Genomic DNA, 21923 nt, shown 5'->3' with positions numbered 1-21923 from the left:
CTCGAAACTAATAGGAAACTTTCCTAAGGGAGGGACGAGTGCACCCCACCAGGCTTCTCGCCGCCACTCTGCTCCTTGTATCGACCGCCGTCGCCGTGCCGGGCAGTGCGGACGCCGCCACCGCCGGGCTTACCGCCGCGTTCTCGGCCGCCGACTACGGGTCCTACTGGGTCGACAAGTACATCGTCACGAACCCCACCAGCGCGTCCATCACGGGGTGGACGCTCGAGTTCGACGTGCCCGCCGGGCTCAACGTCGGGCAGGGCTACAACGGGCAGGTGACCAGGACCGGCAACCACGTCACGGTCACCAACGAGCACTACAACGCCACCGTCGCCGCCGGCAAGAACACCGAGCCCTACAGCTTCTGGTTCATCGCGACCGGCACCAACACCGCGCCGCTCAACTGCCGCATCAACGGCAACAAGTGCGACGGCAGCGCCGACCGGGCGCCGGGCGTGCCCGGCGGGCTCGCGGTCAGCGGCCGCACCACGAAGACGGTGTCGCTGACCTGGAACGCCGCCGCGGCGACCGACTTCCCGATCGCCGGGTACGACGTCTACCAGGGCACCACGCTCAAGACGAGCGTCACCGGGACGGCCGCCACCGTGACCGGGCTCAACCCGAACACGTCCTACTCCTTCACGGTCCGGGCGAAGGACACGCGGGGCAACGTCTCCGCCGACAGCGCGCCCGTCAGCGCCACCACGCTCAACCCGGCCGACGACACCACGGCGCCGCCCGCGCCCGGCAACCTGCGCGCGGTCGGCAAGACCGCCGTCAGCGTGAGCCTGGCGTGGAACGCGGTGACCGACCCGAGCGGTATCGCGGGGTACGACATCTACGCCGGCGGCACTCTTAAGGCCACGACGACGGCCACCACCGCGACCGTCACCGGGCTCGCCCCGCTCACCGCCTACTCGTTCACGGTCAAGGCCCGCGACACCTACGACAACGCCTCGCCGGCCAGCGCGGCGCTGGCGGTGACGACCGACGACTCGGTCGGCTCCGGCAGCTACGCCAAGGTGGGGTACTTCGTGCAGTGGGGCATCTACGGCCGTCAGTACTTCGTGCGCAACCTCGACACGTCCGGCGCCGCGGCGAAGCTGACGCACCTCAACTACGCGTTCGCCAACCTCGACCCCGTCAACCTGACGTGCCTGCAGGGCGTCACCCGCGGTACCACCGCGAACCCCCAGGACCCGGACCAGGGCACGGGCGCCGGGGACGCCGACGCCGACTACGGCCGGCCGATGAGCGCGGCGCAGTCCGTGGACGGCGTCGCCGACACCGGCTGGGAGACGCTGCGCGGCAACTACAACCAGCTGCGCAAGCTCAAGGCGAAGTACCCGAACCTCAAGGTGCTCATCTCGATCGGCGGCTGGACGTACTCGAAGTTCTTCGCCGACGCCGCCGCCACCCCGGCGTCGCGGCAGAAGTTCGTGGCCTCCTGCATCGACATGTACATCAAGGGCAACCTGCCGACGTACAACGGCGCCGGCGGCCCGGGCAGCGCGGCCGGCATCTTCGACGGCATCGACCTCGACTGGGAGTGGCCGGGGGCCGATGGGCACGCCGGCAACCGCTACGGCGCGCAGGACAAGGCGAACCTGCTGGCGCTGACCGCCGAGTTCCGCAGGCAGCTCGACGCCCTCGGCGGCAAGCGCTACCTGCTGACCGCGTTCACGCCGGCCGACCCGGTGAAGCTGGCCGCGGGCTGGGACGTGTCCAAGGCCGACGGCACCCCGAGCGTGTTCGACTACCTCGACTTCGCCAACGTGCAGGGGTACGACTTCCACGGGGCCGGCAGCGACAACTCGTGGGAGCCCAACCGCACCGGGCACCAGGGCAACCTCTACGCCGACGCCCAGGACCCCTACTCGTTCACGTTCTCCGTCGACCGGGCCGTCAAGGCGTACACCGACCAGGGCGTCAACCCGCGCCAGCTCACGATCGGCTTCGCGTTCTACGGCCGCGGCTGGCAGGGCGTGGCGGCCGGGCCGGCCGGGACCAACGGCGAGTGGCAGAGCGCGACCGGCGCCGCGCCCGGGCAGTTCGCCGAGGAGGCGGGCACGCGGGGGTACGCCAACCTGCTGGCCATGGTCCCGGGCTGCACCGTCTACCACGACACGCAGTCGGTGTCGACGTACTGCTACACCGGCCCGAACGGCCAGTGGTGGACGTTCGACGACACCTGGTCGATCGGCCAGAAGACGGCCTGGGTCAAGCAGCAGAACCTGCTCGGCGGCATGATCTGGGAGATGTCCGGCGACACGGCGAACGGCACGCTCATGGGTGCCCTGTCCGCCGGACTCTGAACCGCAGCAGCGACCGTTCCGCGGGTTGCCGGCGAGCGCCAGCGCGCGCTCGCCGGCGCCCCGCGCCCCGCCCGGGCGGTCCGCCGCCGGGCAATGATCACATGTCGTACAGCTTCGCGACCTCGAGGGCGGCCGCGCCCAGCGCGGCGCGGACCTCGGGCGGCTCGACCACCTCGACGCGGGCGCCGAAGCCGAGCAGGCCGGCGACGGCGTGGTCCACGCCGTTGAACGACAGCTCCAGCCGGGTGCCGGCGGCGGCCGGGTTGCGCAGGTGGCGGCGCAGCATCCGCCGGCACAGCGCGGCCGCCTCGGGCCGGGCCTCGGCCACCACGTGCAGGTCGCGGGGGCGGGACTCGACGCCCTCGCGCAGCGCCGCCCACGCCGCCTCCAGGTCGAAGCCGTCCGGGCGGGGCGCCGGCTCGTCCAGCACGGTGCACGACTCGACCCGGGCCACGCGCAGCAGCGCCGGCTCGGCCGTGACCAGGTACCACACGCCGGCCTTGGCGACGAGCCCCGCCGGGACGACCGTGCGCTCGGCGCGGAGGTCGTCGCTGTCGCGGTACACCATGGAGATCCGCCGCCGCCGCAGCAGCGCCTCGTGGATGGCGGGCAGGTGCGGGACCGCCTCGCCGGTGCGCATCCACGGGTCGACGTCGACGAGCACGTGGCTGCGGGCCTCGGCCAGCCCGCCGCGCAGGGCCCGCCCGCCGGCGCCGGTGAGCTTCTCCAGGGCGGTGTCGAGGGCGTCGCCGAGCCCCAGGTCGCCGGCCAGCCGCGCCTGCCCGACGGCCAGCCCGGCGCCCTCGGCCCGGCTCAGGTGGGCCAGCCCCGCCCGGTAGGTGTCGAGCAGCCGGATGCCGCCGCCGCGCCCCCGCTCGGTGTAGACCGGGATGCCGGCCGCGCTGAGCGCCTCCACGTCGCGCAGCACGGTCCGCACGGACACCCCGAGCCGCTCGGCGAGGTCGGGCGCGGCCGCCGCGGGCCGCGCCTGGAGCAGCAGCACGAGGGAGAGGAGCCGGTCGCCGCGCATCCGGATACGGTACCGCGGAAAACATGACAACAGATGTCGTGTTCTGCGCCGCAGGCTCCTTCGCATGCAGACGCGAATCGCGGGCCCCTACGACATGGCCCGGCAGAACGAGTACTTCGGCGGCTGGGTCCGCCCCGCCGACCAGCCCCGCTCCATCGTCATGGCCTTCCCCGTCGAGGGCTGGCGGCACTCCGCCGCGGTGGTCCTGCACCAGCGCGGCGACGTGGTCGAGGGCACGGTGCACGGCGCCGCGGGCGAGCGCGCCTGGCAGCAGGCCCTCGCCGCGCTGTCGCTGGACGAGGACGGCTCCGGCTACCCAGCCGTCGGCGAGGCGGACCCGGTGATCGGCGCGCTGCAAGCTGAGCACGCGTACCTGCGCCCGGTGCTGTTCCACTCGCCGTACGAGGCGGCGTGCGCGTTCGTCATCGCCCACCGCCTGCGCATCACGCAGGGCCGCGCCATCCGCGCCCGCATCGCCCGCCTGCACGGCGAGGCCTTCGAGCTGCCGGGCGCCACCGTGCACGCGTTCCCGGCCCCACAGGTGCTGCGCCGCCTGACCGAGCTGCCCGGCGTCAACGCGGAGAAGATCTCCCGCCTGCACGGCATCGCCGACGCCGCGCTCGAGGGCCGCCTGGACCGCACCCGCCTGCGCGCGATGCCCCTCGCCGAGGCGTACGCGGACGTGAAGCGCCTGCGCGGCATCGGCGACTTCTTCGCCACGGCCATCGTGCTGCGCGGCGCCGGCCGCACGGACGCGCTGCCGGACGAGCCGATCACCCGGGCCGGGATCGGCCGCCTGTACGGCCTGCCGCACGACCCGTCGCCGGCGGAGGCGGCCCGGATCGCGGAACGGTGGGCGCCGTACCGGATGTGGTGCTCGGTGCTGATCCACGCGACCGAGCGGCGGTACCGCGCGATGGCGGCCTGATGCGTGCGGCGGGGAGCGGACCACGCTGTCCGCTCCCCGCCACCACCGCCGGAGTTGACGTCCGCCGTCCACATTGGCCGATATTTCTCGAGGATTGCGACAAGTCGGGCGCTCCGCGCCGCGACTTGTCGGATTTTTCTCCTGTCGGGCGAAAAATACGGCCAAAGGCTCACCGCGACATGTTGGATTTATGCCCCGGGCGACAGCACCTGCTCGACCAGGGTCATCGCGAGGCTGTCGAGGGTGCCGCCCGTCGCCGGGTCGGCGAAGGCCGTGGTGTGGTACAGCACGACCGCGCGGTCGCCGGAGTCGCTCACGCCGTTGAACGTGCTGGTGCCGGGACGTCGCCCGGGTGGGCCCAGAAGCCGCCGTCGCGGGTCGGGACCCAGAAGATGCCGAGGCCGTAGCGCATGCCCCGGCGGACGTCCTGGTACGTCTCGGCGAGCACTGTGCGGTGCAGGTCCGCCATCTGGGGCGGGCGCAGCAGCGCGCCGCGCTGCAGTGCGCGCCAGAAGCGGCACAGGTCGGCCGTGGTGCTCACCAGGCCGCCGGCCGCGTCCGCGGCGGTCGGGTTGAGCTCGGTCACGTCCAGCAGCGCGGCGCCGGGGGTGAACTGCTGGTAGGCGCGGGCCGAGGAGCGCGGCAGCGACGGGTGGTCGTACGGGAAGTAGGTGTCGCGCAGGCCCAGCGGCCGGGTGATGCGGTCGCGGACCTGCTCGGCCCAGGAGCGGCCGGTGACCCGGCGGATGATCATGCCGGCGAGGACGTAGTTGGTGTTGGAGTACGACCAGTGGGTGCCCGGCGCGAACAGCGGCTCGTGGCGCATCGCCAGGGCGACGAGGGCGGCCGGGTCGTAGTGGTCGTAGCGGTGGCGCAGGTACTCCTGCGCGGTCTGCACGGCGGCGATGTCCTGGATGTAGTTGTACAGGCCGCTGGTGTGCTGCAGCAGCTGGCGGATCGTGATGCGGCGGCCGTCGTTGCCGTTGCCGGTGACCACGCCGGGCAGCCGGCGCTCGACGGTGTCGTCGAGGGACAGCCTGCCCTCGCCGGCCAGTTGCAGTACCACCGCGGAGACGAAGGGCTTCGTGTTGCTGCCGATGCGGAACCGGCCCCCGGCCGGCATCGGCGCCGGGGCGCCCAGGCTCGCCGCGCCCGCGCGGGCCACCACGTCGCGGGGGCCGGCCGAGACCTGGCCCTGCGCGCCGACGACGCCGAGGGCGTGCATGTGCCCGAGCGTGCCCCGCAGCTCGTCGCCGAGCCGGTCGCGGGCCGGGGCCTCGCCGGCCCAGGCGCGCCCGGCCGGGGCCGTCATCGTCGCGGCGACCGCGGCCGCCCCGGCCTTCGGCAGTGTCCGGCGGTTCGAGATGCGCTCCTGCATGGGCTCCAGCCTCGGCGAACGCCGGTGCGCAGGGCATCCCGCGGGCAGGCCGGTCGGGGGTGGGGTTGTCCCCACCACCGGGCATGATGGGCCGATGCAGCAGATGACGTACCGCACCGCCGCGGCCGACGACGTGCCGGCGCTCGTCGACCTCGTCCAGTCCGCGTACCGCGGCGATCGCAGCCGGGCCGGCTGGACCACCGAGGCCGACCTGCTCGACGGGCAGCGCACCGACGCGCAGATGGTGGCCGCCGCGATCGCCGACCCGCGCGGCGCCGTCCTCGTCGCCGAGTCCGCCGGCGCCCCGATCGCCTGCTGCCAGGTCGAGCGCCGCGACGGCTACGCCTACTTCGGCATGTTCGCCGCCGACCCCGGCCGCCAGCGCGGCGGTCTCGGCGCGGGGCTGCTGGCCGAGGCGGAGCGGTACGCCCGCGCGCAGTGGGGCACCGCCGAGATGCGCATGACGGTGATCGTGCAGCGCGAGGAGCTCATCGCCTGGTATGTGCGCCGCGGCTACCGGCGCACCGGCGAGCTCAGCCCGTTCCCGTACGGCGACGAGCGCTTCGGCCGGCCCCGCCGCGCCGACCTGGCGTTCGAGACCCTGGTCAAGCCGCTGTCCGGCGAGCCGGCGGGACGGCCGTCCGAGGCGGGCGTCAGCCGCTGACCGCGACGGCCGCCTCCGGCCAGCTGCCGGCGCCGGCCTCCTCGCACAGCACCGGGTCGGGCTGCGCCACCGCGGCCACCTGGACCCGCCACCCGGGGCCGCACGCGGCGACGACGCGCTCGGTGGGCTCCGCCCAGCGCCGCGTCAGCCCGGCGACGTCGTCGGGCCGGCCGACCCACAGGCCGCTGGCCGCCGCGACCGCGAGCGTCACGCCGTTGCGGTGGCCGGTGCAGGCCACGTCGGCGGACTCCGCGGGCGCCGGCGACCACCGCGGCTCCTCCCACTCCCCGGCGATGGTCTCGGCGACCGCGATGCGGTTGTCGGCGCGGCGCAGGGCCACGCACACCAGCTCGCCCCAGTCGTTGCCGGCGATGTCGGCCGCGTCGACGCCGCACAGGCCGACGTCGAGCAGGCGGCCCGGGGTGCCGCTGACGACGTCGCCGCCGGCGGTCTCGGCGAGCACGACCGGCGCGCCGTCCGGGCCCTCGCAGGCGGCGAGCACGCGGCGCAGGCCGGCGTCGAAGCGGGCGACGGTGGCCGCGCCGGCGAGCGGGATCGTGACCGCCGCCAGCCGGTCGCGGTCGTCGACGACGAAGGCGCGCACCGAACCGTCGCCGCACCCGGCCAGCCGCACGGGTCCGGCGGCGACGATCCCGTCGACCCGCAGCCAGCAGTCGTCGGGCCGCAGCCACAGCTCGCCGCCGTCGGTGCCGGCGGCCAGGGCGACGGTGCCGTTGCCGCGGCGCGCCGCCGACACCGCGGCGACCCCCGTGGGCCCGGCGGTGTCGCGGCGCAGGGCCGGGTACATCGTCGGCGAGAGCCGCCCGGTCGCCACCGCGCCGCCGCCGGCGCCGGCCAGCACCGTGCCGCCGTAGGCGTCGGCGGCCAGCGCGAGGTCGCGGTACGTGGCCCGCTCGGCGGGCGCGTCGAGCAGCTGCGCGAACGTGCCGGCCCAGTCCGACAGCGGGGCGGGCCGGGCGGCCGGTTCGGCGTCCAGCAGCCGGGTCACGTGCTCGGCCAGCGCGGGGGAGAAGCCGCGGTCGACGAGCTGGCGCCGCGCGGATGCGGGCGCGGCCCGGCCGGCCGCGGGCGCGGCGCCGGTCAGCAGGTGGTGGACGACGGCGCCGACCGAGTACCGGTCGTTGGCGGGGTCGATGTCGAGCTCCGGGGCCGTGAAGCCCTCGGTGGCGATGCGGCGGGTGACCGCGCCGGTGGGGCGCATGAACGCGAAGTCGACGAGGTTGACGCGGCCGTCGGCGCCGACCATGACGTTGCCGGGGGAGATGTCGCGGTGTACCAGGCCCGCCGCGGCGACGTCGTCGACCAGCCGGCACAGCTGCACCACGACGTCGCGCACCTCCTGCGGGGCGCGCCGGTCGCTGCGCCGCCACTCGGCGAGGTTCTGGCCGTCGACCCAGGGCGTCACGAGGTACAGGGTCAGCGGCGAGCCCGGCGGGGCCTGCCGGAAGCGGTGCGGGACCGGCCCGATCAGGACGCGGACCACTGGCACGATCCCGGGGATCGAGCGCAGCGCGACGGTCCGCTCGATGGTCTCGTCCCAGGTGCGGTGCCAGCGCTCCAGCGACTGGCGGCGCGTCTCGTCGTCGGTGCGGTCGATGTGCTCGGCGAGCAGCACCTTGACCGCCCAGGGCCGAGACGCGCCGTCCTGGGTGCGGGTCGCCTGCCACAGCACCCCCTCGCCGCCGCTGTGCACCCGCCGGACGAGCTGGTACTGCGACACCTCGGACTCCCCGACGTACCACCCGGGCCGGCCGGCCGGGTCGAGGTCGGGCGGGTCGGGCGCCGGTTCGGTGCGCGGCGGCGGCGTCATCGCCGATCAGTCCCGCACCGTGAAGCCGACCTCGGTCGGCGCCGGCCGGCGCGGCGGCGGGGCGGCGCCGGCGCCGCCCGCCTCGCGGGCCGGCATCCGCTCCAGCTCCTCGGCCACCCGCTGCAGCAGGGCGGTGAGCGTGACGGCGACGGCGGTCACCAGCGCGCCGGGCGCGGTGCCGCGGGCGGCGCAGACCCGCGCGACGCCGTCGAGGTCGGCCGGGTCCGCGGCGAGCATGGCCTGCAGCTGCTCGAGCAGCGCCTCCAGCTCGCGGACCGCGCCGGGCTGCGGCGACTGCGCCATGGGCCGCAGCAGCCGCGGCACCCGGCGCATCCGGGTCAGGAACTCGCCCTCCGACGTCGCCGACTGCAGCTCCCGCATCGCCCGCATGCCGCTGTCGCGCCGGGTCAGCAGCGACGCGGCCAGCACCCGCGGCGCGGCCGCCTCGGCCCGGGTGAGCGCCCGGCCGAAGGCCTCGACGTGCTCGAGCACGCCGGTCGCGGGCACGCCGGCGCGGCCGCTGTCGTGCAGGATGCGCCGCGCCTGCTCGTCCAGGACCATGCGCGGCGGCGTGGACAGCGCCCGGCGCACCCGGTGGGTGATGCCGGCGCCGACGCCGGAGAAGTACTCGGCGAGCACCTCCAGGCCGCCGATCGTGGTGGGGTCCCCGCCGCCGACCTTCACCAGCTCCTCGAGCAGCTCGTGGTCGGGGGTGATGCCGGGCCGGTGGGCGTAGCGGCGCAGGAACAGCTCGCGGGTGCTCAGGCCGATCGCGTGCAGCCGGATGCCCATCTGCGTGTGCAGGTGCTCCATCATGCTGACCGGCTCGGACTCCGCGTCGATGATCTCGCCGGTGCCGAGGTCGCCGGTCGGCGCCCACTCGGCGCCGTCGCTGACCAGCACCACGAGCCGCTCGTTGCCCTGGTGCCCGTGCTGGTACAGCAGGTCGCCGGCCGCGTGCAGGGCGTTGCCGATGGCGGTGCCGCCGCGGGGCCGCAGCAGGCTGACGGCCTCGCGGAACTGGCTGATGACCTCGGGCGGCGCGCTGGCGTCGAGCTGGGCCATGCCGCCGCCGCGGGGGAAGCGGACCTCCGTCGTGTGCTCGAACGACACCAGCGCGATGCGCGAGATCCGCCCGGCGACCTGCAGCCGCACCGCGAGCAGGTCCAGCAGCGCCTCCTGCAGCGCCTCCATCCGGGTCATGTGCTGCTGCCCGCGCAGCGCCCGCATCGACTCCCGGGGCACGGGGATGTCGTCGACCTGCATCGAGCCGCTGCAGTCGGCCAGGACCACGATGTCGACGCCGGCCCGCACGCCCGGCGCGAAGAGCTCCACGACGGTGCGCGGCCCGATGCGCGCCAGGACGTTGCGCGCGGGCGCGACGTCGACCTGCAGCACCCGGTACGGCACGTCGGCGACGTCCAGCCACAGGTCGTCCTCGGCCGCCGGCACCCACAGCACGGTGCCGACCAGGCCGGCGCCGGCGATGTCGTCGGCGACGTCCTCGGGCCGGCGCTCGGTCGACAGCTCCAGCACGATTCGGCCCGCGTCGACGGCGGCCCGCGGTTCGAGCCGCCACTGCGTCCCCTCCTGCAGGTTCGCCTCGTCGCGCAGGTCCTCGCCGACGGCCAGCACCCCGGCCGGGACGTCGAGCTGCCGGTGCGCGACGACGGCCAGCGTGCGGCCGCCGGCGACGCTCAGCACGGCGGGACCGTCCGGCCCGGCCGCGGGCACGCCGACGTGCTGGCCGCGCACCAGGCCGCGGGGCGGCACGGCGACGACGCGATGGTCCTGCGAGCTCATCATCGGCGACCGCCTCGCATGTCCCCCTCGATCCGGATCATGACCCCGCCGGGCTCGTGCGCCGACAGCGACTCGGCGAACTGCCGGCTGTGCGCCTTGAACAGGCCGCGGTAGTGCTCCGGCAGCCGCACGAACAGCAGGGCCGGGCGCATCTGGCCGCGCACCTCCCGGGCCGGGTTGAAGTCCGCCAGCTCCAGCGCCGCCGCGATCGCCGGGCCGTCACGCCGCAGCGTCCAGCGCACCAGCTCGCGCAGCCGCTCGACCAGCTGCCGGCCGCGGCCCTCGCCGATCTCGATCTCGCCGAGCTCGGCGTCCCAGCCCTTGCGGGTGCGGTACCGCCCGGCGCCCTGCCGCCGCTCCTGCAGCGCCTGGGCGTAGGGGCCCGCCGCCCGCTCCAGCCCGCCGAGCGTCCGGTGGATCCACCGGAAGTTCAGCGCCAGCTCCTCGTGCCCACGCCGGCGCAGGCTGTGCGCGAAGCCGCGCAGGCTCGGCAGCGGCTCGGCGTCGCGGCGGCGGGTCGCCGCGCGGACGCACGCGCCCGCGACGATCTGTTCGATCAGCCAGTCGGGCGGGTAGCCGGGCAGCGCCTGCGCGTGCCGGCGGCACAGCCCGAGCCCGAGCCGCTCGCCCCCGAACACCTGCCAGCGCCGGATGTGCAGGCCGCACGCGCGGGCGCCGCAGGCGTTGTGCCGCTCGTCGGTGATCTCGCAGCGGGCCACGCCGACGTTCGTGCAGCCGGGCCGCTCGCAGCTGGGGAACTGCACGTCGTAGCACTCGGGGCAGTAGCTCACGTCCGGGTCGTGCGGGTGGGCGCGGCGGTGGCTGTCGCAGTGGGCCCGGCGGCGCTGGCAGCGCTGGCCGCCGCACCGGAAGGTGGCCGCCCGCCCGCATTCGGCGCAGGCGGGCGCGTGCTGCGCGCAGGTGGCGATCAGGGCGCCGTCGAGGATGCGCACGTGGTCGTCGCACAGCCGGTTGTCGCGCTCGGCCGAGCCGCAGTCGCGGCAGGTGAACGCGCCGTACTCGGTCCGGCCCGCCGCGGCGCACTCCTTGCAGCGGTACCGGATCCGGGGCCGCTCCATGAGGTTGACGATCTGGAACGTCGTGTCCGGGCCGACCACCGGGCGGCCGCCGAGGCGGCTCCACACCAGCCCGACCCGCACCGCGCCGTCGGGATGGTCGAGCGTGAGCGTGGGCCCGTCACCGAGGTCGCGGCCCCGGATCGCGTCCTCGATCATCGTCCACAGCTCGCCGATCCGCTTCGGCTCGGCGAGGTCGACCGGCCACTGCCGCGCGTCGACGACCACGTCGAGGTCCGGCATCGTCATCGCGCCGCACTCCCGTTCTGGTTCGAGGGCGCCCGGCCGGTGCGCCCGGGCCGGCTTCGGCGGTCTGGGGTTCGCTGGCTCGGGGCCCGGCTCGGCGGGTTGTCGCCGGCGCCGCGGCGGGCCGCGACGATGGCCGCCCACTCGTCCAGCAGCAGGCCGGTGCGGCCGGGCGCGACCTGCCGGGCGGCCTGCAGCAGCGGGCCGCCGGCGCCCGGGTCGAGCAGGGCCCGCGCGGCCGTGCCGGCGAACCCGGCCCGCTGCTGCGCCGCCCACGCGCGCAGCAGCGAGTCCTCGGTGGCGATGTGCGACAGGCCCAGGTCGGGCAGGTCGATCGGGGCCACGACGGGGAAGAGCTCCTCGGGCGTGGCGCCGAGGTTGTCCAGCTCGATCGAGAGCGTCTGCTCCAGGAACCGGCGCAGCTGGGTCCGGGCCGGCACCGGCTCGGGGGCGGCGGCCTCGCGCGGCGGCGCGCCGCGCTGGCCCCGCTCCCGCGGCCCGGCGGGCGGCGCGTCGACCGCGAGCCGCGCGCGCAGGCCGCGGGCGATCACGCGGACACGGTTGCGCTCCAGCAGCTCCTGGGGGACGTTGCCCAGCCGGCGCCCGTCGCGCACCAGCCGCCGGGCCCGCAGCGCCAGCGCGCCGACGAGGACGGCGTGGGCCCGCGTGGTGGCCAGGCTCGCGGCCGCGTCGACGCACCGCACGGTCACGGTCAGCGTCCCGTCCGGCTCGCGGCCCGGGAACACGTCCATCCACGCGATCTGGGCGATCCCGTCGGCGCGGCGCAGCTCGGCCTCGACCCGCGAGAGGTGCCGCGGCGACGTCGAGGCGAGGTAGCGGGCGGCGATGTGCTCGCGCGACCCGGCGAGCCGGTGCGACCCGTCGACCGCCGAGCCGCCCGGATCGGCCCGCCCGGCCAGCGCGATGAGCAGCGGGACGTGCTCCCGGACCAGGTTGCACAGCACCTCCTGCTCGCCGGTCGAGGCGACCTCGACGACGTGGACGTCGTCGCCGGTCGGCGCGACCACCCGGGCGCCGCCGATCTCGGTGGTCGTGGCCGCCGGCAGCAGCACGGCGCGGCGCGCCGCCTCGCTCAGGGCGCCCGCCAGGCTGCCGGCCCACCGGGCGCGGCTCTCCTGGCTGCCGAGCCAGGTCAGCGGCGTGCTCGCGTGCCACAGGCCGGGCGGCGCGCCGGGCCGGGTGTGCAGCGTCACGCCGTGGTGGCCGGAGGCCGGGGCGGGATCGCCCTCCACGACCGCGAAGCCCTTGTGGACCAGCTGGCGCAGCGCGCCGATCCGCGTGACGTTCAGGAGCACGGGCTGTCCTCTCCACCGGCCGCCGGGCCGATCTCGGTCACCTTGGTCGCGCCGGCCGTGGCGTGTGCCGGTGGCTCCTGCCCGGTCTCGAGCGCGCCGGTCTCGCCGGCGGCCAGGAACCGGCGGCCCGACAGGTAGACCCGCAGCACCCCGGCGAGCAGGAGATGGTCGGTGCCGCCGACGACCACCGGCCGGTCGGGGAGCAGCCGCGTGGCGTCGGCGCGCATGCGCACCAGCGTCGTGCCGTTGGTCGCGCCGAGGTCCACCGCGCTCAGCCCGCCGGAGCCGTCGAGGCTGAGCAGCAGGTGCTGCCGGCTCAGCCGGCCGATCCGCGGCGGCGGCTCCGGCATGCTCTCCAGGTCGACGCCCGGGCTGCGGCCGCGCCCGAGCAGCAGGGGAGCGTCGGCCTCGATCGGCAGCCGCAGCAGCTCCGCGCCGCCGTCGGCGGTGCCGATCACGAGCTGCCGGACCAGGGCCCGCGGGCCGAGCGGCACCAGCGTGCTCTCGCACACCGGGCAGTGCGCCCCGCCGGCCCGGTCGACCGCCGGCCACAGCAGCAGCTCGCCGAGCGGATGCTCGCCCTGCGCGCAGCCCCCGGTGGCGCAGCGCCACCGGGTCCGCAGCACGTCGCGGTGCCGGCGCGGGTCGAGCCCGGCGCACTGCAGGTGCTTGAGCTCCCGCATGCGCGACACGACCTGGCGCGCCTCGGGGCGCACGCCGGACGGCACGAAGGCCAGCCCGCCGGCCCCCCACCGCCAGCTCAGGAACCGCTCCGGATGCCGTTCGATCCACGGGTGCTCGGGGCGGTGGTCCAGGAACCGGTCGCGGCTGAGCACCGTCCAGCCGTTCGCCTCGGCCTCGCGCAGGATCAGCTCGTCGGCGACCGGCACGGAGGTGATCTCGAACTCCCGCGCGAGCCGCGGCCAGCGCCGCCGGTCGGCCGCCGACAGGTAGTGCGGCAGCGACCGGTCGGCGACCAGCCGCAGCGGCGCCGCCGCCCCGTGCGCCGCGCGCCAGGCGCGCACCACCGCGTCGAGACGGTCGAGATTCGGCCGGGCCCTCCCTGGATCGGCGGGCGGAATTTCGGCTGACCAGCAGACGTTCGAGACGTCGACTATTGCGCCGCCACCGGCGGTCGTACCCATTCGCCGACCGTATCCCGATGGCATAGCCGGAACGAATGAGACGTTCGGCGCAAGAATTTCACCGGCTGGCATCCGGCCTGGCGAAAGGCCGGAAGCTCATGCTGCGGCGATGCCGGGCGCCAATGCCGGGGTATTCCCCGCGTATTTCGTCACCGACGTGTGCACGACCCGAATGAAAGCGTCAGACAATTGCACGAGACGCTTCACGTCAATCCCGAGGTGGTGTGCGCAGCAGGATCATTGCATTGCCGGGGTAACTGCTGGTCACGGCGGTGACGAGGTCGCGCGGGCGGCGGTTGGTGCGTCGGGTGGGGCGCGGCGGGTTGCGGTTCTGAGCGCCGCCGCAGCGGCGGCGCGTTGGCGCGGGCGTCCCTGTTACGGCAGCGAAGGGGCAACCGGCGCTGCGGGCGCGCCCGGCAGCCTGGTGCCGTCGGGCAGCAGCGACTGGCACGCGTTGACCGCCGCGCCGTACTTCTCGGACCGGGCATCGACCCGCTCATTCCTGATGTCGAAATTGACCAACCCGTCGGAGGAGACGGTGACCTCGGGAAAGTCGGGCAGGCCGTGTGAGCGCATGCAGGCGACGAACGGCCGGGTGTCCTGTGTGCTCGCGTCGGCGGCGGTCTTGCACCCACCCAACCCGAGACCGGCGGCGAGCAATGCCGAGGCGAGGATGGAGTTCCTGATCGTTGAGCCGCGCATAGTGGTTTCCTCTCTGTCGGTGACTGCCGCCAGCGAATCAGAGGTCCGGTTGCGGGACGGGAACAGCGGCGGTTACCTCGCTGTAACCGGGAACCGAGCATGATGAGGGGATCATGAGGGTGCTGATCGTCGAGGACCACGAGGAACTGGCCCACACGGTAGCCGCGGGGCTGCGCCGCGAGGGCATGGCCGTCGACGTGGTGCTCGACGGTCACGCCGCGCTGCAGCGAACCTCGGTGAACCATTACGACGTCGTGATTCTCGACCGGGACCTACCCGGCCGGCACGGCGATGAGGTGTGCAGATCGCTGGTCGACCGGGGCTATCCGGCGCGGGTGCTGATGCTCACCGCGGCGGGAACGACCGACGACAAGGTGACCGGGCTGGGCATCGGCGCCGATGACTACCTGTCCAAGCCGTTCGCCTTTGCTGAACTGGTCGCTCGCATCCGGGCACTGGCAAGACGATCGCAGACGGCGGTCCCGCCGGTACTCGTCCACAGCGACCTGCGCCTGGACCCAGCGACCCGAGTGGCCACCCGCGACGGCCACCGGCTGCCGTTGACTCCCAAGGAGTTCGCCGTATTGGAGCTGCTGCTGGCCGCCGGGGGTGCCGTGATCTCCGCCGAGCAACTGCTGGAGCAGTGTTGGGACGAGTTCGCCGACCCATTCACCCAGACGGTGAAGGTGACGATCAGCCGGCTACGCCGCAAGCTCGGCGACCCCCCGCTGATCGAAACGGTCCCGCAGGCGGGGTACCGGATATGAGACAGTCGATACGGCTGCGGCTTGCGCTGATCTACGGCGGCCTGTTCCTGGCGGCCGGGGTCCTGCTGGTTGCCCTCATCTACGTCCTGGTCGCGTACTCGCCCTTCCCGACGCCACCGGCCGCTCCGGCGCCGCCCGGCGCATCCGCATCGCCGGAGGTCGCAGCGCATGGGCAGCAGGCCGAGACATTGCGTCGGCTGCTGGTCAATTCGCTGGTTGCGTTGGCGGTCATGGCGTCGGCCGCGATATGCATCGGCTGGGTGATGGCGGGGCGAGCACTGCGGCCGGTGGCTGACATGACGGCCACCGTCCGGCGGATTTCGGCCGACCGGCTCGACCGGCGTCTGGCCGTGTCCGGGCCCGACGACGAGCTCAAGAAGCTGGCCGATACCTTCGACGAGTTGCTGGATCGACTGCAGGCCGCGTTCACCGCGCAGCGGCGGTTCATCGCCAACGCTTCCCATGAGTTGCGCACGCCGTTGACGCTGCAGCACACCTTGGCGGAGGTCGCCCTCGCCGACCCGCAGGCCGACGCCCCGTCGCTGCGGGCCGTCCTGGGACGCGTGCTGGTCGCCGGCAGGCAGCAGGAGCACCTCATCGAGGCGTTGCTGACCCTGGCACGAAGTCAGCAGGGCCTGCACCAGCGGCAGCGGGTCGACTTGGCGACGGTCACCAGGCACACCCTCACCCAGGGCGGCGATCCCGGCCTCCGGATCGAATCCGCACTGCATCCGGCAGCCACGTCCGGCGACCGAGCCCTGATCGAGCGCCTCGTCGAGAACCTGCTGGACAACGCCGTGCGGCACAACGTCCCCGACGGCTGGATCAGCGTGACTACCGGCGTGCAGTCCGGCCGGCCCACCCTGAGGATCTCCAACAGCGGCCCGGTGATCCCGCCCGCCCAGGTACCAATGCTTCTGGAGCCCTTTCAACGCTTGGGCAATGACAGAAGGTCCACCAGTGACGGCCTCGGGCTCGGCCTGTCGATCGTTGCCGCGATCATCGATGCTCACCACGGCGCTCTGGACGTCCGGCCCCTCCCACAGGGCGGACTCGACGTGACCGTCACGTTCACATCGTGACGTGATACGCAGACTTCGTTGACGCATCCACGCCGCCGCGTTCGCCGGGAAGGCGGGCCTCACCGCCGCCCAGGTCGCCTGGACGACCGGCGGCGGGGACCCGTCCGACGCGTGCTGGACGGACCCGGCCGACGCCGTCCTCGCCCGCCGCCCGGCTGCCGCCGGAGGCGTGCCCGGCCGCGATCAGGCCGGGGCGAGGACCGGCGAGGAGGGGCGGAAGCCCTTGAAGGTCAGGTACACGCCGACCGACAGCTCCCACGCGGCCACCGGCAGGGTCGCGACCGCCGAGATCGGGGAGACCTGATCGAAGGCGCCGAACAGGACCGCGATTGTGGACAGCAGCAGCAGCGGCCCGCCGATCAGGCCCATTGTGGGGATGAAGCGCGGCACCAGCCGGGAGCGGTACATCAGCGACCCCAGCAGCAGCGCGTTCAGCGACGCCATGAGGCTCGGGCCGAGCAGGAACGTCCAGTTGCGCACCGTCACCAGGGCGCGGCCGGTGCCGACCAGGGCGTCGGCCTCGGCGCCGGTGGCGGTGTGCAGGTCCTGGCGCAGCGAGATGACGGCCAGCAGCGCGATGACGCCGATCATGATGGTCGCCGCCTCGAGGACGCGGGACGTGACGAAGCCGAGCGCCGTCGCCTCGTCCTGGCGGCGGACCACCGGGAACAGCGACACGGCGGTGCCGACGCAGGCCAGGGCGTTGACGATGTCGAGGACCGCGCCGAGGGTCACCCGGCCGTCGGCGCCGGCGCTCAGGATGTACCGGGGGTCGTCCAGGATCGGGCCGAGCAGGAACAGGGCCGGGAACGACGCGGCGAACGTGACGAGGTAGAAGACGCCGCCGAGCAGCGCGGTCTTTCGCGGGCTCAACTCAGGCTCCTTGCGGTTGGGAGGGATCGGCAGGCACGACGGACAGCAGGGGCAGCCCGATGTCGCGCAGCGTGTGCAGCAGGCCGTACAGCGCGGCCTGGTCCACGACGGGCCCCTCGATGGCGGTGACGCCGTCGGCGCCGGTCGTCAGGGTCATCCCGTCGAACCACGCCTGCCAGCGGGGCTCGAGCCGTCCCTTGACCCGGATCTCGTACCGCATGGCGCTCCCTTCACCGTTGGGTGGGAGCACCGTAGGAATCGAGGTGGTGAGCGGTCATCACCACATGTGGTGAGCGCGCGTCAGCGCCTGAGCAGGCGCAGCTGCGCGGCCTGCCGCACGGCGGCGCGGCGGTTGTTGACGCCGAGCTTGGCGTAGATGTGCTTCGTGTGCGTGCGCAGCGTGTTGAGCGACACGCTCAGCCGGCGGGCGATGTCCGGGCCGTCGAGGTCGGTGCCGAGCAGGCGCAGCACGTCCAGCTCCCGCTCGCTCAGCGGCTCGACCAGGGCGGCCGGTGCCGCGCCGAACCCGTCGAGGAGCCGGCGGGGGTACGCCCACGCCCCCCGCCGCCGGGTCAGGGCCCGCAGCAGGGCGGCCATCGGCTCGCCCTCGGCGGTGAACACCCGCGCGTACCCCTCGGGCTCGGCCAGGCGCAGCGCCCGCGCGAGGGGCTCCAGCGCGCCGCCGGTGTCGCCGCGGGCCTGCGCGGCGAGGGCGAGCAGCGCCAGGATCTCCACGACGCTGCCGCCGCGGCCGCCGGCCTCGGCCGCCGCGAGGAGCCGGCGCAGGAGCGGCTCGGCGTCGCCGCGCTGCGCGAGCAGGACGCGGGCGAGGGTCACGTGTTCGTACTCCCGCAGGTACGACAGCTCGTCATCGGCGCTCAGCCCCAGCTGGGCCGCCCAGCGCGCCGCCTCGCCGGGCCGGCCGGCGGCGGCGAGGACCCGCGCCCGCAGCGCCGGGATCGGGCGCACGTCGGGGGAGAAGTCGCCGGTGTACACCCGCTGGGCCTCGTCGAGCAGCCCGAGCGCGGCGTCGGTCTCGCCCCGGGCGGCGCGCAGCAGCGCGGTGGCGACCCGCCGGCGGTACGGATGCTGCGGCAGCCCGGCGTGCTCGCCGAGCTCCTCGCAGCGGCGCAGGTGCGCGTCGGCGGCCTCGAGGTCGTCGCGCTCGACGGCGAGCAGCGCCAGGCCGGCGTGCATGTCGGCGGTGCCCCGCGGCGCGGCGCCGGACGACTCGGCCAGCCGCAGCCCCTGCTCGTAGGCGCGCCGGGCCTCGCCGAGGCGGCCCTGCGTGGCGCGGATGTCGGCGAGGGTGATGGTGCAGCCGAGGACGTCCGGGACGTACCCGATGCGCCGCAGCCCGTCGATGCACACCAGGTAGGCCGCGTGCGCCGCCTCGAGGTCGCCGATCGCCCAGCGGGCCAGGCCCGACAGGCCCGCCGCGCCGGAGCGCACCAGGTCGTCGTCGGCGACCGCGCGCTCGATGGCCAGCCCGGCGCTGGCCAGGGTGGCCGGGATGTCGCCGCGGGCCAGGGCGAGCGCGGCCCGGTACATCGCGAGCGCCCCCGGCAGCCGCTGCAGCTCCGCCGGGTCGGCCGCGACCGGGTCGCCGGGCGCGTCGAGGCGCCGCTCGGCGTCGCGCAGCCGCTCCTCGACGCCGTCCAGCTCCCCGGCGGCGAGCATCGCCCCGGCCAGGCCGGCGGCGAGGACGGGCCGGTCGCGCACGACCGCGGCCGGCAGCGCGTCGGCCCAGGCGCGGATCGTCGCCTCCTGCCGGCTGCGGCGCAGCGCCGGGATGGCGAGCTCCACCAGCGTCGCGGCGTGCTCGTCGTCGCCGGCGGCGAGGGCGTGGCGGACCGCGGGGACGGGCTCGCCGTGCTTGTCGTACCACTCGGCGGCCCGGCGGTGCAGCCCGTCGACCTCGGCCGGGCGTTCGTCGAGCAGCCGGGCCCGCAGCAGGTCGGCGAACAGGTGGTGGTAGCGGTACCACTGGCGGTTGTCGTCCAGCGGTACCACGAACAGGTTCCCCCGGTCGAGGGCCTCCAGCACGGCCCGGCACCCCGGCTCGCCGGTGACGGCGTCGCACAGCGGCCCGCAGAGCCGGTCGAGCACGGAGGTGCGCAGCAGGAACGCCCGCAGGTCGTCGGGCTGGCGGCCGAGGACCTCCTCGACGAGGTAGTCGACGATGTACCGGTCGTCGCCCGCGAAGCCGGCGATGAACCCGGCGGCGTCGCTTCGCCCCTGCATCGACAGGGCGGCGAGCTGCAGGGCGGCGATCCAGCCCTCGGTACGCCCGGCCAGGGTCGCCACGTCGTCGCCGGACAGCGCCAGCCCGGCCACGTCGCCGAGGTAGGCGCCGGCCTCCTCGGGCGTGAAGCGCAGGTCGGCCGCGCGCACCTCGACGAGCTCGCCGCGGGCCCGCAGCCGCGCCAGGGGAAGCGCCGGGTCGGCGCGGGTGCTGATGACGAGGTGCACCTGGGGCGGGAGGCGCTCGAGGAGGAACGCCAGGCCGTCGCGGACGCCGCCGCCGTCGACGAGGTGGTAGTCGTCGAGGACGAGGTCGACGTCGTGCGGTACCGCCGCAAGCTCATTCACCAGGGTGGCCAGGACGGTCTCGAGGGGCCGCGCGGGGTCGACGGCGAGGTCCGGCACCACGCGTTGCAGGGCGGCGACGACGTACGCCCAGAAGACCTCCGGCCGCCCGTCGCCCTCGTCGAGCGACACCCAGGCGACGGGGCGGTCGCGCCCGGCCAGCCACGAGCTCAGCAGGGTCGTCTTGCCGAAGCCGGCCGGGGCGGACACGAGGGTCAGCTTCGCGTCGCGGGCCAGCCGCTCCCCGAGTCGCGGCCGGGCCACCAGGTCGCGGCGGGGCCGGGGCACGAACAGCTTCGTCTCCACCAGAGGGCTCGCCACGGCCGAATATTAGTCGGCCAGCCGAGTCCGGCCCCCCGGGTCGCCTGGGTGTGGGCGCTGGCATGACGACATGCTAACTTGCAAAGATCTTCAATAATGGGAGGTCGGCGGTCGGGATGCCGGCAGCACAGCGAGCGGCGTGGGACGCCTACCTCACCGTCACCCGCGGGCTGCTGCTGCCCGCCGCCGACGACGAGCCGGGCCGTACGGCGACCGGGCACGGCGACCTGCGCGGGCTCGTCCGGCGGATCGAGTGGTACGCGCCGCTGTGGGGCGAGCACGGCCCGATGCTGCTCGCCGCGGTGCGCAGCGTGCTGGCGATGCAGCTCGGCGGCGATCGAGCCGATCTCACCGATCTGCTGCGGGCCATCGCCGACCGGCTGTACCTGATCTCCGCCGGACCCCGGCCGGCGCGGGGCGACGGCCACGACCGCCGCCGCTGCCCGCGCAACGTGGGCGCGTACCGTACCGATCCACCGCACTGAACAGCAACCGGCTCGACGAAGGAACGACGAACGTGGTCCACGACCAGGATCTTGCCTCGGCCTACGAGCTCATCTACACCGTCGCCGCGGGCAAGGACTATCAGCGTGAGGCCTACGACATCACCGACCTGATCCGGCAGCGCAACCCCACGGCGGACAGCCTGCTCGACGTCGCCTGCGGCACCGGTCTGCACCTGTCCCACTTCCGCCACAGCTTCGCGCACGTCGAGGGGCTGGAGCTGGCCGAGCCGATGCGCAGGGCCGCCATCGACCGCCTCGACGGGGTCACGGTGCACGCCGGCGACATGCGTGACTTCCGGCTGGCCCGCACGTTCAGCGCCGTCACCTGCCTGTTCTCCTCCATCGGCTATGCCCGGTCGGTCGAGGAGCTCAACCAGACCGTGGACTGCCTCGCCGCGCACCTGGAACCGGGCGGCGTCCTGCTGCTCGAGCCGTGGTTCACGCCGAGCCAGTGGGTTTCCGGCCCGGTCGACACCGGCACCGCCGCCGACGGCCGCCGGCACCTCACCCGGATGTGCGTGTCCCGTCATACCGGTACGACCTCGACGCTGACCATGCACTACCTGCTCGGCGAGACGGGCACCGGCATCCGGCACTGGAGCGAGGAGCACACCCTGACGCTGTTCACCGACGAGCAGTACCGCGAGGCGATCCGCCGGGCGCGCCTGCACGACGTGCAGTGGCTTCCCGGCTGGGGCGACCGGCGGCCGCGCATCATCGCCGTCAAGCGCCGGCGGGCCCGCCTCCAGGTGGCGGGCCCGCGCCGGGCCGCCGGCCGGGACGCGGGAGAAGCCCAGGCCCCGCACCAGCGACGCGACGATCTCGACGGCCGCCGTGTCGACGGGCGCGGACGGTGGCGGGATCGGCACGAGTCCCGGTCTGATTAGGCGGCGGGCAGGGCGCGCTCCTCGGCGGACGCCACCAGCTGCTCGGAGTCCTCCGGGCCGAGCCGGCGCTCGCACAGGTACCCCAGCGTCGACCACGTTGTGTCGTTCACCGCCTGGGGCGGGAACGCCTCCAGCAGCGCCGGCTCGCCGAGCTGGGCGCGGATCAGCGCCTCGGCGACCGCCGGGTCGACCTCCACGTCCTGGCGCATCGTGGCCACGAACTCGGCGACCTGGCCGGGCTCGGTGTCCTCGTCGAAGAGGCTGCGCACCGCCAGCTCGATCGCGGCGTCGAGCACGCGCGGGTCCTGCTCGTCCGGCGGCCGCTCGGCCGCCCGTTCCGCTGCGTCCTGGTCGCCCCGCACCAGGGCGACGACCACCGCACCGACCCGGGAACGCGGCTCCCAGGTGGCCCCCTGCTCACTCCCCATCGCCCGAGCGTAGCCAGGGACCGCGCCCAACGG

Annotated in this window: 20 protein-coding genes; 7 read left to right on the top strand and 13 right to left on the bottom strand. The window is 74.8% G+C overall.

Annotation, left to right across the window (positions count from 1 at the left end):
• Positions 1–38: 38 nt before the first annotated feature.
• Entirely contained in the window at positions 39–2318 is a 2280-nt protein-coding gene (locus ACQEVU_RS26825; RefSeq protein ID WP_433328150.1) for a glycosyl hydrolase family 18 protein, read from the top strand.
• 97 nt (positions 2319–2415) lie between these two features.
• Here the strand turns inward: ACQEVU_RS26825 and ACQEVU_RS26820 are convergent, their stop codons facing one another.
• Entirely contained in the window at positions 2416–3348 is a 933-nt protein-coding gene (locus tag ACQEVU_RS26820) for a helix-turn-helix transcriptional regulator (RefSeq protein WP_433328148.1), read from the bottom strand.
• A 64-nt stretch (positions 3349–3412) separates the two neighbouring features.
• On the opposite strand from ACQEVU_RS26820, the gene ACQEVU_RS26815 reads away from it, so the two are divergent.
• The gene (locus ACQEVU_RS26815) at positions 3413–4276 is read left to right on the top strand and encodes a DNA-3-methyladenine glycosylase family protein (protein WP_433328146.1); all 864 of its coding nucleotides are present in this window, start codon (positions 3413–3415) and stop codon (positions 4274–4276) included.
• 188 nt (positions 4277–4464) lie between these two features.
• Here the strand turns inward: ACQEVU_RS26815 and ACQEVU_RS26810 are convergent, their stop codons facing one another.
• A complete protein-coding gene (locus tag ACQEVU_RS26810; RefSeq protein WP_433328144.1) occupies positions 4465–4593 on the bottom strand; it encodes a hypothetical protein in 129 nt (42 codons plus the stop codon).
• Positions 4590–5654, bottom strand: a complete 1065-nt coding sequence (locus ACQEVU_RS26805; RefSeq protein ID WP_433328142.1) for a serine hydrolase domain-containing protein — start codon at positions 5652–5654, stop codon at positions 4590–4592. The genes ACQEVU_RS26810 and ACQEVU_RS26805 overlap by 4 nt, the downstream gene beginning before the upstream one ends.
• A 94-nt stretch (positions 5655–5748) precedes the next feature.
• On the opposite strand from ACQEVU_RS26805, the gene ACQEVU_RS26800 reads away from it, so the two are divergent.
• On the top strand, positions 5749–6318 hold the full coding sequence (locus ACQEVU_RS26800) for a GNAT family N-acetyltransferase (protein WP_433328140.1): 570 nt from the start codon (positions 5749–5751) through the stop codon (positions 6316–6318).
• On the opposite strand, the gene ACQEVU_RS26795 is transcribed toward ACQEVU_RS26800, so the two are convergent.
• The 6 genes from ACQEVU_RS26795 to ACQEVU_RS26770 all read right to left on the bottom strand — a co-directional run bounded on the left by ACQEVU_RS26795 (position 6308) and on the right by ACQEVU_RS26770 (position 14437).
• Positions 6308–8149 carry a protein kinase domain-containing protein gene (locus ACQEVU_RS26795; RefSeq protein ID WP_433328138.1) on the bottom strand — a complete coding sequence of 614 codons (1842 nt, stop codon included), beginning with the start codon at positions 8147–8149 and terminating at the stop codon, positions 6308–6310. The two genes, ACQEVU_RS26800 and ACQEVU_RS26795, sit on opposite strands and share 11 nt — an antisense overlap.
• A gap of 6 nt (positions 8150–8155) precedes the next feature.
• Positions 8156–9955, bottom strand: coding sequence for a VWA domain-containing protein (locus tag ACQEVU_RS26790; protein WP_433328136.1), 1800 nt, complete (start codon positions 9953–9955; stop codon positions 8156–8158).
• Complete coding sequence (locus ACQEVU_RS26785; protein ID WP_433328134.1) at positions 9952–11277, bottom strand: hypothetical protein; 1326 nt, start codon at positions 11275–11277, stop codon at positions 9952–9954. The genes ACQEVU_RS26790 and ACQEVU_RS26785 overlap by 4 nt, the downstream gene beginning before the upstream one ends.
• A complete protein-coding gene (locus ACQEVU_RS26780) occupies positions 11274–12590 on the bottom strand; it encodes a hypothetical protein (protein ID WP_433328132.1) in 1317 nt (438 codons plus the stop codon). Before ACQEVU_RS26780 ends, ACQEVU_RS26785 begins: the two co-directional genes overlap by 4 nt.
• A complete protein-coding gene (locus tag ACQEVU_RS26775; RefSeq protein WP_433328130.1) occupies positions 12581–13735 on the bottom strand; it encodes a hypothetical protein in 1155 nt (384 codons plus the stop codon). The genes ACQEVU_RS26780 and ACQEVU_RS26775 overlap by 10 nt, the downstream gene beginning before the upstream one ends.
• A gap of 375 nt (positions 13736–14110) precedes the next feature.
• Positions 14111–14437, bottom strand: coding sequence for a hypothetical protein (locus ACQEVU_RS26770; RefSeq protein ID WP_433328128.1), 327 nt, complete (start codon positions 14435–14437; stop codon positions 14111–14113).
• A gap of 113 nt (positions 14438–14550) precedes the next feature.
• Between ACQEVU_RS26770 and ACQEVU_RS26765 the strand changes: the two genes are divergently transcribed.
• Together ACQEVU_RS26765 and ACQEVU_RS26760 are read left to right on the top strand one after the other, a co-directional pair.
• Complete coding sequence (locus ACQEVU_RS26765; protein WP_433328126.1) at positions 14551–15204, top strand: response regulator transcription factor; 654 nt, start codon at positions 14551–14553, stop codon at positions 15202–15204.
• Complete coding sequence (locus tag ACQEVU_RS26760; protein ID WP_433328124.1) at positions 15201–16286, top strand: sensor histidine kinase; 1086 nt, start codon at positions 15201–15203, stop codon at positions 16284–16286. The genes ACQEVU_RS26765 and ACQEVU_RS26760 overlap by 4 nt, the downstream gene beginning before the upstream one ends.
• 183 nt (positions 16287–16469) lie before the next feature.
• On the opposite strand, the gene ACQEVU_RS26755 is transcribed toward ACQEVU_RS26760, so the two are convergent.
• The 3 genes from ACQEVU_RS26755 to ACQEVU_RS26745 all read right to left on the bottom strand — a co-directional run bounded on the left by ACQEVU_RS26755 (position 16470) and on the right by ACQEVU_RS26745 (position 20069).
• Entirely contained in the window at positions 16470–17159 is a 690-nt protein-coding gene (locus ACQEVU_RS26755) for a DUF4386 domain-containing protein (protein WP_433328122.1), read from the bottom strand.
• A gap of 1 nt (position 17160) precedes the next feature.
• Positions 17161–17379 (bottom strand): hypothetical protein, encoded by a 219-nt coding sequence (locus ACQEVU_RS26750; RefSeq protein WP_433328120.1) that lies wholly within the window; start codon positions 17377–17379, stop codon positions 17161–17163.
• An 80-nt stretch (positions 17380–17459) separates the two neighbouring features.
• Positions 17460–20069, bottom strand: a complete 2610-nt coding sequence (locus tag ACQEVU_RS26745; RefSeq protein ID WP_433328118.1) for a LuxR C-terminal-related transcriptional regulator — start codon at positions 20067–20069, stop codon at positions 17460–17462.
• A 116-nt stretch (positions 20070–20185) separates the two neighbouring features.
• On the opposite strand from ACQEVU_RS26745, the gene ACQEVU_RS26740 reads away from it, so the two are divergent.
• Both ACQEVU_RS26740 and ACQEVU_RS26735 read left to right on the top strand, forming a co-directional pair.
• Positions 20186–20554, top strand: a complete 369-nt coding sequence (locus tag ACQEVU_RS26740; protein WP_433328116.1) for a hypothetical protein — start codon at positions 20186–20188, stop codon at positions 20552–20554.
• Between the two features lie 32 nt (positions 20555–20586).
• The gene (locus tag ACQEVU_RS26735) at positions 20587–21462 is read left to right on the top strand and encodes a class I SAM-dependent DNA methyltransferase (RefSeq protein ID WP_433328114.1); all 876 of its coding nucleotides are present in this window, start codon (positions 20587–20589) and stop codon (positions 21460–21462) included.
• Here ACQEVU_RS26735 and ACQEVU_RS26730 read toward each other — a convergent pair.
• Positions 21459–21890, bottom strand: coding sequence for a hypothetical protein (locus ACQEVU_RS26730; protein WP_433328112.1), 432 nt, complete (start codon positions 21888–21890; stop codon positions 21459–21461). The genes ACQEVU_RS26735 and ACQEVU_RS26730 overlap by 4 nt on opposite strands.
• Positions 21891–21923: the final 33 nt, after the last annotated feature.

Origin of the sequence: Dactylosporangium sp. CA-139066 (assembly GCF_050936175.1) — a bacterium.
GTDB lineage: Bacteria > Actinomycetota > Actinomycetes > Mycobacteriales > Micromonosporaceae > Dactylosporangium.
Note: the sequence above shows the minus strand (reverse complement) of the source record. Positions and strands in the feature narration are given on the sequence as shown.

Excerpts from the sequence above, each read along its gene's own strand:
- ACQEVU_RS26770 (WP_433328128.1), bottom strand. The coding sequence starts at position 14,437 with ATGCGCGGCTCAACGATCAGGAACTCCATCCTCGCCTCGGCATTGCTC.
- ACQEVU_RS26785 (WP_433328134.1), bottom strand. The coding sequence starts at position 11,277 with ATGACGATGCCGGACCTCGACGTGGTCGTCGACGCGCGGCAGTGGCCG.
- ACQEVU_RS26815 (WP_433328146.1), top strand. The coding sequence starts at position 3,413 with ATGCAGACGCGAATCGCGGGCCCCTACGACATGGCCCGGCAGAACGAG.
- ACQEVU_RS26820 (WP_433328148.1), bottom strand. The coding sequence starts at position 3,348 with ATGCGCGGCGACCGGCTCCTCTCCCTCGTGCTGCTGCTCCAGGCGCGG.
- ACQEVU_RS26795 (WP_433328138.1), bottom strand. The coding sequence starts at position 8,149 with ATGACGCCGCCGCCGCGCACCGAACCGGCGCCCGACCCGCCCGACCTC.
- ACQEVU_RS26765 (WP_433328126.1), top strand. The coding sequence starts at position 14,551 with ATGAGGGTGCTGATCGTCGAGGACCACGAGGAACTGGCCCACACGGTA.
- ACQEVU_RS26740 (WP_433328116.1), top strand. The coding sequence starts at position 20,186 with ATGCCGGCAGCACAGCGAGCGGCGTGGGACGCCTACCTCACCGTCACC.
- ACQEVU_RS26775 (WP_433328130.1), bottom strand. The coding sequence starts at position 13,735 with ATGGGTACGACCGCCGGTGGCGGCGCAATAGTCGACGTCTCGAACGTC.
- ACQEVU_RS26750 (WP_433328120.1), bottom strand. The coding sequence starts at position 17,379 with ATGCGGTACGAGATCCGGGTCAAGGGACGGCTCGAGCCCCGCTGGCAG.
- ACQEVU_RS26760 (WP_433328124.1), top strand. The coding sequence starts at position 15,201 with ATGAGACAGTCGATACGGCTGCGGCTTGCGCTGATCTACGGCGGCCTG.
- ACQEVU_RS26800 (WP_433328140.1), top strand. The coding sequence starts at position 5,749 with ATGCAGCAGATGACGTACCGCACCGCCGCGGCCGACGACGTGCCGGCG.
- ACQEVU_RS26790 (WP_433328136.1), bottom strand. The coding sequence starts at position 9,955 with ATGATGAGCTCGCAGGACCATCGCGTCGTCGCCGTGCCGCCCCGCGGC.
- ACQEVU_RS26730 (WP_433328112.1), bottom strand. The coding sequence starts at position 21,890 with ATGGGGAGTGAGCAGGGGGCCACCTGGGAGCCGCGTTCCCGGGTCGGT.
- ACQEVU_RS26805 (WP_433328142.1), bottom strand. The coding sequence starts at position 5,654 with ATGCAGGAGCGCATCTCGAACCGCCGGACACTGCCGAAGGCCGGGGCG.